Source organism: Halomonas sp. Y3, from assembly GCF_024137965.1.
Lineage (GTDB): Bacteria > Pseudomonadota > Gammaproteobacteria > Pseudomonadales > Halomonadaceae > Halomonas > Halomonas mongoliensis.
On record NZ_CP099975.1, the window covers coordinates 3,918,566 to 3,932,234 of the forward strand.

Genomic DNA, 13,669 nt, shown 5'->3' on the forward strand with positions numbered 1-13,669 from the left:
TATCAAGAATGCTTCTTATCTCGACCGATCAGTGGCTGGTGCCCTCCTCGTACTGGGTCTTGTTCCAGACGTTGTACTTGCCCGAGGGCTTGCGCATGGGCATGCGGTCCAGCTCTTCCAGGGTGTTGGCATCGAGCTTCAGCAGGTAGCCGTCGTCGTCCCAGATGCTCAGCAGCAGGGTCTCGCCGCGGCGGTCGAACTCCACGTGGGCGGCGGTCTTGCCGGGCTCCGGGATCAGCGTCTCGACGATCTCCAGCGACTGCTTGTCGATGACGTGGATGCGGTCATGGTGGGGGCCGAAGAAGACATCCACCCAGGCGTAGGGCGAGTTCTCGTGGCTGCGCATGAAGAAGCCGGGGCCATCGGTCTCGAGATGGGTGATCAGCGACCAGTCGCTCATGTCGAACACCGAGACCTGCCCCTTGTCGATGTGGGGGATCGCCATCACCCGGCGGCCGTCCAGCTCCCAGGTGATGCCGGCGCCCAGGTGCGGCATTCCCTCCAGGGGCAGGTCCGCCACCTTGCGCTCCTCGTCCATGTCGAACACCTGCCCGCCCTGGCCGCCGCGGGCCGCGCCCACGATGTAGCGGTACGACTGATCGAAGAAGAAGTCGTCCAGGTAGTCGGGGGCCTCCATGCGGTGCAGCGCGAAGTCGCCGACGATGGCCTCGTCGCCCTCGGCGCGCTCCTCGGGCCAGCGGATCTCCCACACCTCGGGAATGTCGCGCAGGGCCGCCACAAAGCTGTTGCGCGGTGGCGCGGTATAGACGGCACTGACCCGCGAGGTCTCGCCGTCGAGCCCCTCCACCGGGATCACCGCGATCAGGTCCAGATCACGCGCGTCGAGCAGCACCAGGCTGTGGGGCAGGTAGTTGCCGGCCAGCACGTAGTGGCCATCGGCGGAGACGGCGATGTTGCGCATGTTGATCCCCGCGCGCACCTCGGCGGTGACCTCCAGGTTGTAGATATCGTACTTGGTCACCCAGCCGTCCCGGGAACCGAAGTAGACATAGCGGCCGTCCGGGCTGTACTTGGGGCCGCCGTGCAGCGCATAGCGGCTGGGAAAGCGAGCGATGCGCTCGAAGCGGTCGCCGTCGAGCAGGCTGACATGGTGGTCGCCGATCTCCACGACGATGAAGAGGTTCTTGAGGTCCTCGACCTCGAACACCGGCGTATCGGGCAGGCTGCCGTAGGGGTGTCGCACCTCGTGGCTGGCGAGGATGTCGGTCTCCTCCCAGCGGGGCTCGTGCTCGGGCGGCGTGAAGATCCACTCGGCCAGCGCCGCCACCTCCTCCTCCGAGAGCAGCTCACGGTAGGCGGGCATCTGGGTGGCGGGTCGGCCGTCGTGGATCACCGAAACCGCCTCGTCGTGCTTGAGCCGCGAGAGGTTGTCCGGCAGCAGCGCCGGCCCGATGCCACCCAGTCGGCTCACGCCGTGGCAGATGGCACAGTGGCGGTTGTAGAGCATGTTGGGGTCCGGCGCCTCGGCCAGGGCCGGCAGCGCCGGCGCCAGCAGCCCCAGCAGGCCACCGAGCAGCAGGGCGGGTCGTATCACAGCGCGACCCTCCCGGGCATCGGGTGGGGGAAGGCGGCCAGCGCGGCATCCGGCTCGCGGGCCAGGCGGGTCATGGCCGGCGCCAGAGTATCGGCGAGAGTCACCACCTCGCCCACCACGATCAGGGTGGGGGGCCGGAAGGCCTCGCGCTCGATCACCTCGACCAGATCGCCCAGGGTGGCCAGCACGTGGCGCTGCTCCGGGGTGGTGCCGCGCTCCACCAGGGCGACCGGGGTGGCGGCGGGCATGCCGTGGCGCTGCAGCTCGCGGCGGATCATCGCCGCGTTGGCCAGGCCCATGTAGAACACCGTGGTGTGGTGGGGCACGGCCAGGGCCGCCCAGTTCAGGTCCAGCTCCCGGTCTCCCTTGCAGTGGCCGGTGACGAAGGTGACGCTCTGGGCGTAGTCGCGGTGGGTCAGCGGGAAGCCGGCGTAGCTGGAGCAGCCCGAGGCAGAGGTGATGCCCGGCACCACCCGGAAGCCGATGTCGTGCTCGATCAGGGCCTCGGCCTCCTCGCCGCCACGGCCGAAGATATAGGGATCGCCGCCCTTGAGGCGCAGCACCCGCTCACCCTCGCCGGCCAGGCGCACCAGCAGGGCGTTGGTCTCCTCCTGGGTCAGGGCGTGGCAGCGCGAGGCCTTGCCCACGTAGAAGCGACGCGCCTCGGGCCTGGCCATGGCGAGGATCTCGGCGGAGACCAGCCGGTCGAACACCAGGCAGTCCGCCTGCTGCAGCAGCGACAGGGCGCGCAGGGTCAGCAGCCCCGGGTCGCCGGGGCCGGCGCCGACGATGGCCACCTCGCCGCGGCCCAGCGGCGCCTCGTCGAGGTCGAAGCTCAGGTGTTGTGTCTTGCGGAATGCCGTCATGGCTCGCTCTCCCGGGATGTCACGGTCATGGTCGTCGCCTGGCGCGGCTCAGAGCTCGGTGGCCTGGATGGCCTCATAGGGCGCCGCCACGCGCCGGTCATGGCCCTCGTCGACGCCGATCTCGGCGTTGGTCAGGTAGCAGCCGGGATCCTCCTCCCAGGGATCGCCGGTCACCTTCCAGGCCCGCACGCGGGTATTGCCGTTGCAGATGTCGAGGAAGCGACACTCGGCACAGCGCCCCTTGAGCGGCCGAGGGCGCTGGCGGAAGCCGGCCATCAGCGGATCGGAGGTGTCCCGCCAGATCTCGGAGAAGGGGCGGCTGCGCACGTTGCCCAGGTCGTGGTCCCACCAGAAGGTGTCGGGGTGGACGTTGCCGAGGTTGTCGATGTTGGCGATGTGCTCGCCGGAGGCGTTGCCGCCCCAGTTGACCAGGCGCTGTTTCAGGTCGTCGGCCCGGTCGGGGAAGTGCTCACGGGCCCACATCAGCAGGAAGGGGCCATCGGCATCGTTGTTGCCGGTGACGTACTCGCGCTCCACGCCACGCTCGAGCTCCGCGCGGCAGTGGTCGAACAGCCGGGTCATGGCGTCGCGGGTCATGCGGTACCAGGCGTCCTGCTTGCTGTGGCGCCGGCCGCGACCGCCGTAGTTGAGGTGAGAGAGGTAGAACTTGTCGACGTCGTGCTCGTCGAGCAGCGCCAGGATGTCGCCCAGCTGCTCGTAGTTCTCGCGGGTCAGGGTGAAGCGCAGGCCCACCTTGATGCCGCGCTCCTTGCACAGCTTCACCGCATGCATGGACTCCCGGAAGGCGCCCTGGCGCTGGCGGATGACGTCGTGGGTGGCCTCGAGGCCGTCGATGCTGATGCCCACGTAGTCGTAGCCGACGTCGGCGATCTCGTCGATGTTGGACTCGTCGATCAGGGTGCCGTTGGTGGAGAGCCCGGTATAGATGCCCAGTTCCCGGGCACGCCGCGACAGCTCGAAGATGTCCGGCCGCATCAGCGGCTCGCCGCCGGAGAGGATCAGCGCCGGCACCCGGAAGCCGTGCAGGTCGTCGAGGACCGCTCGAGCCTCGGCGGTGGAGAGCTCCCCGGCGAAGTCGATGTCCGCCGAGGTGGTGTAGCAGTGCTTGCAGGTCAGGTTGCAGCGACGGATCAGGTTCCAGATCACCACCGGACCCGGCGGCTTGCGGGCCGGCGCGAGCGGCGTCGGCTCCATCAGGGACTTGATATAGCGGGTGACGCGGAACATGCGGACCTCCTCCTGCGGCGGGCCTCAGCCCGGCCGGTCGGACCGCCCTGCGAGCCGCAGGCCGGTCTTCTTGAGAATGCGAGAGCTGTAGAGGATGCGATGGTCCCGGCAGGCACTGCCGAGCAGCTCGCGCAGGGTGTCGGCCTGCGCTTCCACCTCGGCGCGGGTGCGCCCGTGGAGCATGGCGAACAGGTTGTAGGGCCAGTCCGGCAGGTGGCGCGGGCGCCGATAGCAGTGGCTGACGCCGGGCAGCCGGGCCACCTCGCGGCCGAGGCGGTCGATCCGGGCATCGTCCACGTCCCACACCGTCATGCCGTTGGCCACGTAGCCGAGCCGGTAGTGGTTGGGCACCGCGGCGACCCGGCGCACGATGCCCGCCTCCTGCATCCGCGCCAGGCGATCGCGCACCGCCTCGCCGGAGAGGCCCAGCGGCCGGCCCACCGCGCCCCAGGGGTCGGGCACCAGCGGCAGCCCCGCCTGGGTGGCCAGCACGATGGCGCGATCGGTGGCGTCCAGCCACGCGGCGTCAGACGGGCAGGTGGAGACGGACATGGAATTCCTCCTGCTTGGGCATGTTGAACACGAGCAGGCCGGTGGCGGCCTCGATCTCGGCGATTACCTGGGCGATACGCTCCGGGGTCTCGGTGGCCAGCACGAACCACATGTTGAGACGGTGCTCGCGACGGTAGTTGTGGGCCACCTCGGGGAAGGCGTTGACCGCCTCGACGACGGCGTCATAGTCCCGCTCCGGCACCGCCAGGGCCGCCAGGGTCAGGCCGCCGCCGAGGCGCTCGGCGTGGTACATCGGGCCGAAGCGGCTGAGCACTCCGCTCTCCAGCAGCCGCTCCAGGCGGTAGAGCAGCTCGCCCTCGGAGAGGCCAAGCTCCACGGCCACCACCGCGTAGGGCGAGGCGACCAGCGGCAGGCCATCCTGCAGGCGATTGATGATGCGCCGGTCGGCGGCATCGAGCTCCGCCGGCGCCGGTCGGGTGGCATACGCGGTGGTCATGGGCGCTCCTCGCGGGTATAGCGGCCGCCGTGCTGCCGGTAGGCCTTGAGGCTGAACAGCACCCGGTGAGGCGTGGCCTGCAGCGCCTGGCGCTCGACGATCTCGTCGAGGGCGGCCAGCACGCGCTCGCGGCGCGTGCCGTGGATCATGCAGAACAGGTTGTAGGGCCAGTCGGGCAGGCGCCGCGGCCGGCGGTAGCAGAGGGTGACGGCGGGCTCGGCGGCCAGGCGTCGGCCCAGCTCGGCCACCTCGTCATCGGGCACGTCCCACACCACCATGGCGTTGGCGGTGATGCCCAGGGCGCGGTGGCGCACCACCAGGCCGAGGCGCTTGACCAGCCCCTCGGCCTGCCAGCGGCGCACGCAGGCCATCACCTCCGCTTCGCTCAGGCCGCACTGTTCGGCCAGCGCCTGCCAGGGGCGCGGCACCAGCGGCAGCCCCTGCTCGACCAGGGCGCGCAGGCGGCGCTCGGCGAGGGGCTCTGCGCAGGCGGGAGCCGGCTGTCGGGCGTTCATGGCGCCTCCAGTTCATGCCAGGGGATCGGGAAGCCGAGGTCGATATGGAACCCCTCGAGCATGGGCAGGCGCAGGATCTCGCGCTCGAGCTCCGCCTCCAGGGCATCGAGGCGAGCCTCGAGGACGGCCTCGTCCGGCGCGGTCATCACGAACCAGAGGTTGAAGTCGTGCTCTCGCAGGTAGTTGTGGTTCACCCCCGGGGCGCGGTTGATCGCCTCGGCCACGGCATCGCGGGCCTCCTCGGGCGCGGCCACCGCGGCCAGCAGGCTGGCCCCGGCACGGGCGTGGTCGAAGACCGCGCCGACACGGCTCAGCACGCCGCTCGCCTGGAGCCGCTCGAGACGGCTGATCACCTGATCCTCGCTGGCGTCCAGGCGCTCGGCCATGGCCGCGAAGGGACGCTCGCAGACCGGCAGGCCACGCTGGTAGAGGTCGATCAGTTGGCGATCCAGGGAGTCGAGTCTGGCCATCCGGCGGTGTGCCTCCGAACCGATAAGATGCTTTCATGAAGCATCTTACCTGCACGGCATCCCGGGCAAGCGGTGATATCCACCGTGGTTGACGCAAGTCAAAAGAGGTATTTTCAATGTGGCTTCACGGCCACGGGGGCTTCTCAACCGGCCCCCCGATTGATATCCGTCAAGGCGCCACCCCGCCGCCGGTCGGACACTGCAGCCAGATCCGCCGCCGCCGGCTGCCGACATCCGCTGCGAGAGACGCCCATGCTTCCGTCCGCCCGATTCCTGATCTGCCTGAGCCTGCTGCTGCCACTCGCGGCGGTGGCCGGCGACGGCGAGGCCTCGCCCGATGCCGAACGCCTCGATGCCGAACGCCTCGAGACCCTGCTCTACCAGGACTGCGGCTCCTGCCACGGCATGACCCTGCGCGGCGGCCTCGGCCCCGCCCTTCCCCGAGACCGCATGCAGGCGCTCAGCCCCAAGGCGCTCACCCACATCATCCGCCACGGCATCCCCGGCACCGCCATGCCCGGCTGGGAGGCCCTGCTCAGCGAAGCGGAGGCCCGCTGGATCGCCGACCACCTGCAGACCGATAACCGCCTGACGTCCCTGGACGACTGATGCTCCCGAGGAGACCCCCATGCCGCTGATTCGCCCCCTGAAGACCCTGGTTGCCGCCGGCGCCCTGTCGCTGCTGGCCGCCGGCCCTGCCCTGGCCGAGCCCGCCGTGGAACTGCGCGGCACCGGCGACCTGGGCGTGGTGATCGAGCGCGCCACCGGCAGCGTGGCGCTGGTCGACACCACGCACAAGACGGTGCTCAGGCACGTCGAGGGCTTCGGCGACCTCTCCCACGCCTCGGTGAAGTTCACCCGCGACGCCCGCCACGCCTTCGTGTTCGGCCGCGACGGCGGGCTGACCCGGCTCGACCTGCTCACCGGCGAGATCGACGGGCGCATCATCCAGGGGGGCAACAGCATCGGCGGCGCCATCTCCCAGGACGGCCGCTACGTGGCGGTGGGCAACTACGAACCGGGCGGCGTGAAGGTCTTCGACGTGGAGACCATGGAGCTGGTCGTCGACGTGCCGGCCACCTACGAGAAGCCCGACGGCACCACCGACCAGGCCAAGGTGGTGGGCGTGGTGGACGTGCCGGGCAACAGCTTCGTCTTCAGCCTGTTCGAGGCCGGCGAGATCTGGACCCTGGACATGTCCACCGAGGAGCCCGAGGTGACCCGCTATCGCGACGTGGGCAGCATGCCCTACGACGCCCTGATCACCGCCAACGGGCGCTACTACATCGCCGGGCTGTTCGGCGAGGACGGCATGGCGCTGCTCGACCTCTGGCACCCGGAGAAGGGCGTACAGCGCATCCTGCCCGACTACGGCCGCGGCGAGGAGCGCCTGCCGGTCTACAAGATGCCCCACCTGGAGGGCTGGGCCATGGCCGGCGACCAGGCCTTCTTCCCCGCCGTGGGCCGTAACGAGGTGCTGGTGGCCGACACCGGCGACTGGTCGCTGACCGATCGCATCGAGGTCCACGGCCAGCCGATCTTCGTGATGAGCCGCCCCGACGAGCAGCAGGTGTGGGTCACCTTCGCTCACCCGAACAACGACCGCGTTCAGGTGATCGACACCCGCACCCACGAGGTGATCGAGACGCTCTCCCCCGGCGAGTCGATTCTGCACAAGGAGTTCACCCCCCGCGGCGAGCACATCTGGATCTCCGCCCGGGACAGCGGCCACGTGGTGGTCTACGACACCCGCACCTTCGAGGAGCTGGCCCGCCTGCCGGCGGAGTCGCCCAGCGGCATCTTCTTCACCCACCGGGCCCACCGCATCGGGCTGTGAGCCGGCCGGGCCGCCTCAGGGCAGGTCCGGCCAGCCGGGCAGCTGGAACTCCTCCTGAAGGTGGCGCAGCTCCGGCTGGTGCAGCTCGGCGATCCGGGCGGCGAGCTCGGCGCCCTTCGGCAGCAGATGGACCTCGATACGACGGCGATCCTGACGAGCCGGGCGTCGCTCCACCAGGCCCAGCTGCTCGCAGCGATCCACCAGGGCCACGGTGCCGTGGTGCTTGGCCTGCAGGCGCTCGGCCAGCTCCCCCACCGTGGCCCACTCACGTCCCTCGAACCCCTTGAGATGCAGCAGCAGCTGATACTGCAGCGGCGTCACACCATGCTGCCGGCAGATATCCTCGCTCTGGCGCAGGAAGCAGCGCAGCTGGTAGCGGAAGTGCGACAGACGCTGGAAATCCTGCTTGGTCAATCCTGTTCCCTTGTTCATGCAAGCCCCATTGCGTCTCGACCGGCGCCTTGACAGGCATCCGGGGGAAGTCTAAATCTGAAAATATCACAATATGATATTAATCTTCCGCCGCGGCATCACCCTCCCGGGGTGTCCGCCTTGCGCCATGAAGAGGAGAGCCCCATGAACCCGATCACCGTCGTCCGACTGCCCTTCACGCGCAGCGTCGGCTGGAAGGAGCTCCAGCAGCGCCGCCCCTCCATTCCGCTGCTGGCCTGGGCCATCGTCTTCCCGATGTCGCTGCTGCCGCCGGTACTGCTCTACTACGCCGGCACCCACTACGGGGACGCCTTCGTCGCCGGCTTCGCCGACCGGGAGTGGCGCTTCATCACCACCATCCTGTTCCTGGCGGAGCTGCTGACCTTCTTCGTGATGGGCTGGCTGATCCACGCCGTCGTGAACAGCAGCCGCCAGCTCAGGATCGACTATCAGGACGCCTACCTGCTGGCCGCCCTGGCCCCGCTGCCGCTGTGGTCCTCGGCGATCGTGCTGCTGATCCCCAGCCTGCTGCTCAATGCCCTGGCGGTGCTGGTGGCGCTCGGCATCTCCATCAGCCTGGTCTATCACGGCCTCCAGGCCCTCTGCCAGCGCCAGGATGAAGACGTGGAGACCATGGCGGCAACCTATACCATCATGGCCGCCGGGGTGCTGGCCTGGGGGCTGCTGATGGCCATCGTCTGGGCCTACTGACCCGGTGCGACATCCTGTACCAGGGCAGGGGGTAGCGATCGCCACCTTTAAGATGTATTTTACATGCATCTTAAAAAACACTCCCCCCGACGAACCCGAAGAGGAGCCTGTCATGCTGACCCCTGCCCAGGAAGCCCTGATCGCCGCCACCGCCCCCACCGTCGCCGAGCATCTCGACGCCATCACCCAACGCTTCTATCCGCTGATGTTCGACCGCTACCCCGAAGTGAAGCCGCTGTTCAACGAGGCCCACCAGGCCGACGGCGGGCAGCCGAGGGCCCTGGCCGGCGCCGTGCTGGCTTATGTGCAGCTACGCCATGATCGCGAGAAGGTGCGCGAGACCCTGGCCACGGTGGTCAGCAAGCATGTTTCGCTCGACATCCGCCCCGAGCACTACCCCATCGTCGGCGAGTGCCTGATGGCCGCCATCGGCGAGGTGCTCGGTGACGCCGTGACACAGGAGATCGCCGCCGCCTGGAGCGGTGTCTACGAGGAGCTGGCCGGCCTGCTGATCGAGCTGGAGGAGTACCGCTATCGGGAGTTCGAGCAGCGCCCCGGCGGCTGGCGCGGTACCCGCACCTTCCGCATCGTCGAGACCCGCCAGGAGAGCGCGGTGATCCGCTCCTTCGTGCTGGCGCCCGTGGACGGCGAGCCGGTGGCCGAGCATGCCCCGGGCCAGTACATCGGCGTCCGGCTGACCCTCGACGGCGAGCCGCTCTATCGCCACTACAGCCTGTCGGCCCTGCCCGACGGCCGCACCTACCGGATCTCCGTCAAGCACGAGCCGGAAGGCCGCGCCAGCCGCCACCTGCACGACGCCATGGCGGTGGGCGATACCCTGGAGCTGCTGCCACCGGCCGGCGACCTGACCCTGGCCGAGGGTAGCGAGCCGCTGCTGCTGGCCTCCGGCGGGGTCGGCCAGACGCCGATGCTGCCTCTGGCCCGCCAGGCGCTGGCACAGGGCCGCCGCGTGGTCTACCTGCACGCCGCCCTGGATGCCGACCATCACGCCTTCCGCGACGAGGTCGCGGCCCTGGCCGAGGCGCACCCGGAACAGCTGCACACGGTGACCGTCCACGAGCGCGGCGAGGCGGCCGACCATACCGGCCGCGTCGACCGCGCACTGCTGGCGCGGCTGCTGCCGGAGGACGCACGCTGCTACACCGTGGGCCCCCAGGGCTTCATGAGCGCCGTCGATCGGGCCCTGGCCGAACTGGGTGTGCCGGCCGAGCGCCGCCACCACGAGCACTTCGGCCCCTCGCGCCCCCTCGACGCCGCCTGAGGCGGCTCGGCTCCACCGACGATCGGGTAGGGGCCGGGGTCACCCCCGGCGCCCTCCCACACCACCGTACGTACGGTTCCGTATACGGCGGTTCATGAAGAACGACTAAGCCCTCTTGACCGTATCGAGTACCGAGATCAGGCCCAGCCGCTCGAACCACTTCCGCGGCAGGGCCTGATTCATGTGCGAGGCACCGGCGTTCCACCAGGCGCCTCGCCCATTTCCCGCTGATTTCCAGGCACGCTGGTCGTCCAGGCCCAGCGCCAGGAGCTTGCGGCGCCGGGTCCCTGGGCGCTTCCACTGCCGCCAGATCACGCAACGCAGTCGGCGACGTATCCAACCATCCAGCGCTTCCAGCGGCCGCTCTACGTCGACGAGGGAGAAGTAGTTGGCCCAGCCCCGCAGGACCGGGGTCAACTCTTCGATAACGCGCCGTATGTTGCGCCCCCTGCCACGCTTGAGGATCTCGCGGACACGCTGCATCAGGCGCTGCAGGCTGGCCTTGGCCAGCGTCAGCTTCGGCCGCTTGTGCCGGGTCAGCGTGTAGCCCAGGTACCCCCGGTTCCAGGGTCGGTCCACCGCGCTCTTGTCGCGATTGACCGTCAGCCTGAGTGAGTTCTCGAGAAAATCACTCAGACTGGCCATGACGCGCTCGCCCGCCCGCCGACTCTTGACGTACACCTGTACGTCGTCGGCGTAGCGGCAGAAGCGGTGACCGCGGCGTTCCAGTTCCTTGTCCACATCACCCAGCAGGATATTGGCCAGCAGCGGGCTGAGTGGCCCGCCCTGGGGTGTGCCCTGCCGGCGTGGTGCGACCAGGCCGTCCTGGAACATCCCGGCTTCCAGATAGCGGCGGATCAGGCATAACGCTCGCTTGTCGCGGATGCGGCGCGCGACCCGCGCCATCAGCAGGTCGTGATTCACCCGGTCGAAGAAGGCTTCCAGGTCGAGGTCGACCACCCAGCGATGGCCGGCAGTGACATGGGCCTTCATCGCCGAGACGGCCTGCTGGGCACTGCGCCCTGGCCGATAGCCGTAACTCGATGTGGAGAATCCCGGATCGAAGATCGGCGTCAGCACCTGCAGCAGCGCCTGCTGGATCAGCCGGTCGGTAACCGTGGGGATGCCGAGCTGTCGCGTTCCGCCCTTGGGCTTGGGGATCTCGACGGCTCGGATCGGGCTGGGGTGGTACTCACCGGCCAGTAGCCGTTCGCACAGCGTTGGCCAGCATTCCTTCAGGTGGTCGGCCAACTGGTGGACCGTCATGCCATCGGCACCCGGCGCCCCCTGGCTGGCGACCACCCGACGGTAAGCCCGCTCCATGTTGGCCTTCTCTACCACGGCCTCCATAAGCGGGGCGGACTCCGCTTTCGTCCACGGTGACGACGCCGGGACCGTCTCGACGCCCACCGGCCGGGACCCGGGGTACTGCCCCTGCCCCTCTGGGTGGGTGGCGGTATCAGCGCCACTTTCTGTCTTCATGATCGATCCTCGAGACGTCATCGCCTACTCGCGGTTCTTCATGTTCGGCCCTTGGTGCCGGGGTGAATCGGCACTTACTATGGCCTCTGCTGACGTCTAGTGGCCCATCCCGTCGCCTCTCGACGCCGGTAGCACCGTGGCAGACCACCAGACCTCCCAGGGTAAGACGCGCGACCTTCCCGCTTATGCCTGTCGGATATACGTCATGGCGTTCCGTGCAAGTACCGGGCTTTGGTGACGTGTGCCACCTCACCCCGCCATGACGCCTCGTATCCGCTTCCTGTTCGTCAGGCCAGCGTTTTGCCTAAGGCTTCCTTCAGATTCTCCCTCGCGGGAGACACCCTTGCCGTCGGCTAGCACTTCCCCTTGCCGGGCGTGCAGGGGACTTTCACCCCCAAGTCATTCCAAGGCACCACCCTTGGAAACAGCGCCAGTCAGGCGCTGCGCGCCATGCCTGGCGCACACACGAAGCGCCCCGGCATATGCCGGGGCGCCATCGTTGGCGAGTCCGCGGAAACGACTCAATACGTCTCGAGGCGGGCGAGGTCCCGGGTCTGCAGCCGCGCCTCGGCCTCCTGCTGTTCGGCAAGATGCTGGAAAAGCTCGACCTCTTCGGGAATCGAGGCCAGCTCGGCGCGCAGCCGATACATGTCCTCGAGGGTCTGGTGGGCGGTCATTACGTTGGCCAGGATATCCTGCACGTCATGACAGCCCAGGCAGGGGGGAATGCGCTCCAGTACGGCGGGGTGGCCGAACTCCTGGCTGTCGATCAGCCAGGTGGTCAGGAGCCCCTGATCGGCATCCTCGAGATAGGCTGCAATGCCCTCCTGCAGGCGCCGCTCGCGGTCGGCGAGGAACACCAGCGCCATGCGCATGCGCTCATCGGCTGCCGCCTCCGCTAGCCGGGCATACTGCACACCCAGCTGCCTGTGGAAATCATGGATCCACTCGAGCAGATCCTTCACCTGTCGAAAGGCCATGGTCTACCTCCCGTTGCTTCGGCATGGGGGTCAGCTGCCGCGCGCCAGCAGCATCGCCTTGATCTGGCCGATGGCGCGCATCGGGTTGAGCCCCTTGGGGCAGACCCAGGTGCAATTGGCGATCTGCCGGCAGCGGAACACGCTGAAGGGGTCGTCGAGGGTGGCCAGCCGTTCGTCGGTGGCGGTGTCGCGACTGTCGATCAGGAAGCGATAGGCCTGGATCAGGCCGGCCGGGCCGATGTACCTGTCGGGATTCCACCACCAGGAGGGGCAGGCCGAACTGCAGCAGGCGCAGAGGATGCACTCGTAGAGGCCGTCGAGCTTCTCGCGATCCTCGGGGCTCTGACGTCGCTCGATGGCGGGGGGCGCCTGGTCGTTGATCAGCCAGGGCCGGATCTTCTCGAACTGGCGGAAGAAGAGACGCTGGTCGACGACCAGGTCGCGGATCACCGGCATTCCCGGCAGCGGACGCAGGATCAGGGTGTCACCGCCGCCCAGTACCTCTTCCACAGCTGTGATACAGGCCAGGCCGTTCCTGCCGTTGATGTTCATGCCGTCGGAACCGCACACCCCTTCCCGGCAGGAGCGCCGATAGGCCAGGGTGGCATCCTCCTGCTTCAGGTGCTCGAGGACGTCGAGCACCATGGCCTTGCGGAAGCGCTCCTCGACCTCCAGCGTCTCCATCCGTGGCAGGTCATCCTGCTCGGGATGATAGCGATAGAGCCGCACCTGTATCATGACGTTGCCCTCCCCGCCTCGGCCAGCGACACACGGTCACTCGCGCCAGTAGTTGTTGGCTGCGGCGACGGTCTGGAAATGCGTGGCGATGACGTGGGAGGCCGCGATCAGGCTGTCGGGCACATCGTGATACTCGGCTCGCTTCTGACGGCGGATCTCGGCATCCTTCTGGGTAGCCGCCACCCCCTTCTGGGACAGGGTGATGGCCAGGGCGAAGCCTTCCTGAGGGGTCTCGGTGATCAGGCTCGGCAGCCAGGTATCCTCTGTGGATGACGCCTCGTGCTCATCCGCACCGGCGATGCTGCCCAAGGCCAAGGCTGTCGCCAGCATCAGCCCAACGGCGACCTTCAGTCGAAAAGATGACGGGTGATGGATAATGGTCATGATGGCCTCCTCTCCTGTTCCGACTTAAAAGATGCAAAATATATACTTCTTTAAAGCTAGCCAAGAAATCACCGCCGTCAAGCGAGCTCGGCGGCGCGTCAGGGCTATCGCAGATGGCAGCCCCGCTCAAGGCTGATCCGGCGACAGGCCCTCGAGGGGG

Annotated in this window: 16 protein-coding genes; 4 read left to right on the top strand and 12 right to left on the bottom strand. The window is 68.3% G+C overall.

The features are described 5' to 3' along the window. Positions 1-28: 28 nt before the first annotated feature. The 7 genes from NHL60_RS18565 to NHL60_RS18595 are packed head-to-tail and all read right to left on the bottom strand — an operon-like array spanning position 29 to position 5,663. Complete coding sequence (locus tag NHL60_RS18565; protein WP_253446903.1) at positions 29-1,555, bottom strand: nitrite reductase; 1,527 nt, start codon at positions 1,553-1,555, stop codon at positions 29-31. Beyond that, positions 1,552-2,421 carry a uroporphyrinogen-III C-methyltransferase gene (gene cobA, locus NHL60_RS18570; RefSeq protein WP_253446906.1) on the bottom strand — a complete coding sequence of 290 codons (870 nt, stop codon included), beginning with the start codon at positions 2,419-2,421 and terminating at the stop codon, positions 1,552-1,554. The genes NHL60_RS18565 and cobA overlap by 4 nt, the downstream gene beginning before the upstream one ends. A 48-nt stretch (positions 2,422-2,469) precedes the next feature. Further along, entirely contained in the window at positions 2,470-3,669 is a 1,200-nt protein-coding gene (nirJ, locus tag NHL60_RS18575; protein ID WP_183329750.1) for a heme d1 biosynthesis radical SAM protein NirJ, read from the bottom strand. A gap of 24 nt (positions 3,670-3,693) precedes the next feature. Then, positions 3,694-4,221, bottom strand: a complete 528-nt coding sequence (locus NHL60_RS18580; RefSeq protein WP_253446909.1) for an Lrp/AsnC family transcriptional regulator — start codon at positions 4,219-4,221, stop codon at positions 3,694-3,696. Continuing rightward, positions 4,196-4,678: an Lrp/AsnC family transcriptional regulator gene (locus tag NHL60_RS18585; RefSeq protein ID WP_253446911.1), complete on the bottom strand. Its 483-nt coding sequence runs from the start codon at positions 4,676-4,678 to the stop codon at positions 4,196-4,198. Before NHL60_RS18585 ends, NHL60_RS18580 begins: the two co-directional genes overlap by 26 nt. Next, on the bottom strand, positions 4,675-5,193 hold the full coding sequence (locus tag NHL60_RS18590) for an AsnC family protein (RefSeq protein WP_253446914.1): 519 nt from the start codon (positions 5,191-5,193) through the stop codon (positions 4,675-4,677). The genes NHL60_RS18585 and NHL60_RS18590 overlap by 4 nt, the downstream gene beginning before the upstream one ends. Further along, positions 5,190-5,663: an Lrp/AsnC family transcriptional regulator gene (locus NHL60_RS18595; RefSeq protein ID WP_253446917.1), complete on the bottom strand. Its 474-nt coding sequence runs from the start codon at positions 5,661-5,663 to the stop codon at positions 5,190-5,192. Before NHL60_RS18595 ends, NHL60_RS18590 begins: the two co-directional genes overlap by 4 nt. 252 nt (positions 5,664-5,915) lie before the next feature. Between NHL60_RS18595 and NHL60_RS18600 the strand changes: the two genes are divergently transcribed. Further along, positions 5,916-6,272, top strand: coding sequence for a cytochrome c (locus tag NHL60_RS18600; protein ID WP_253446920.1), 357 nt, complete (start codon positions 5,916-5,918; stop codon positions 6,270-6,272). A 19-nt stretch (positions 6,273-6,291) separates the two neighbouring features. Further along, positions 6,292-7,500 carry a cytochrome D1 domain-containing protein gene (locus tag NHL60_RS18605; protein ID WP_301271078.1) on the top strand — a complete coding sequence of 403 codons (1,209 nt, stop codon included), beginning with the start codon at positions 6,292-6,294 and terminating at the stop codon, positions 7,498-7,500. Between the two features lie 15 nt (positions 7,501-7,515). On the opposite strand, the gene NHL60_RS18610 is transcribed toward NHL60_RS18605, so the two are convergent. Beyond that, positions 7,516-7,914, bottom strand: coding sequence for a MarR family winged helix-turn-helix transcriptional regulator (locus tag NHL60_RS18610; protein ID WP_253446922.1), 399 nt, complete (start codon positions 7,912-7,914; stop codon positions 7,516-7,518). A 162-nt stretch (positions 7,915-8,076) separates the two neighbouring features. Here NHL60_RS18610 and NHL60_RS18615 point away from each other — a divergent pair, with 162 nt between their 5' ends. Beyond that, the gene (locus NHL60_RS18615) at positions 8,077-8,643 is read left to right on the top strand and encodes a YIP1 family protein (protein WP_253446925.1); all 567 of its coding nucleotides are present in this window, start codon (positions 8,077-8,079) and stop codon (positions 8,641-8,643) included. A gap of 112 nt (positions 8,644-8,755) precedes the next feature. After that, complete coding sequence (hmpA, locus tag NHL60_RS18620; protein WP_253446928.1) at positions 8,756-9,925, top strand: NO-inducible flavohemoprotein; 1,170 nt, start codon at positions 8,756-8,758, stop codon at positions 9,923-9,925. Between the two features lie 105 nt (positions 9,926-10,030). On the opposite strand, the gene ltrA is transcribed toward hmpA, so the two are convergent. The 4 genes from ltrA to NHL60_RS18640 form a co-directional block, all read right to left on the bottom strand. After that, complete coding sequence (gene ltrA, locus NHL60_RS18625) at positions 10,031-11,275, bottom strand: group II intron reverse transcriptase/maturase (RefSeq protein WP_253446930.1); 1,245 nt, start codon at positions 11,273-11,275, stop codon at positions 10,031-10,033. 653 nt (positions 11,276-11,928) lie between these two features. Then, on the bottom strand, positions 11,929-12,387 hold the full coding sequence (locus NHL60_RS18630; RefSeq protein WP_253446933.1) for a 2-hydroxyacyl-CoA dehydratase: 459 nt from the start codon (positions 12,385-12,387) through the stop codon (positions 11,929-11,931). 30 nt (positions 12,388-12,417) lie between these two features. After that, positions 12,418-13,122 carry a succinate dehydrogenase iron-sulfur subunit gene (locus NHL60_RS18635; RefSeq protein WP_301271114.1) on the bottom strand — a complete coding sequence of 235 codons (705 nt, stop codon included), beginning with the start codon at positions 13,120-13,122 and terminating at the stop codon, positions 12,418-12,420. Positions 13,123-13,161: 39 nt separating this feature from the next. After that, positions 13,162-13,509, bottom strand: coding sequence for a hexameric tyrosine-coordinated heme protein (locus tag NHL60_RS18640; RefSeq protein WP_253446938.1), 348 nt, complete (start codon positions 13,507-13,509; stop codon positions 13,162-13,164). Positions 13,510-13,669 lie beyond the last annotated feature (160 nt).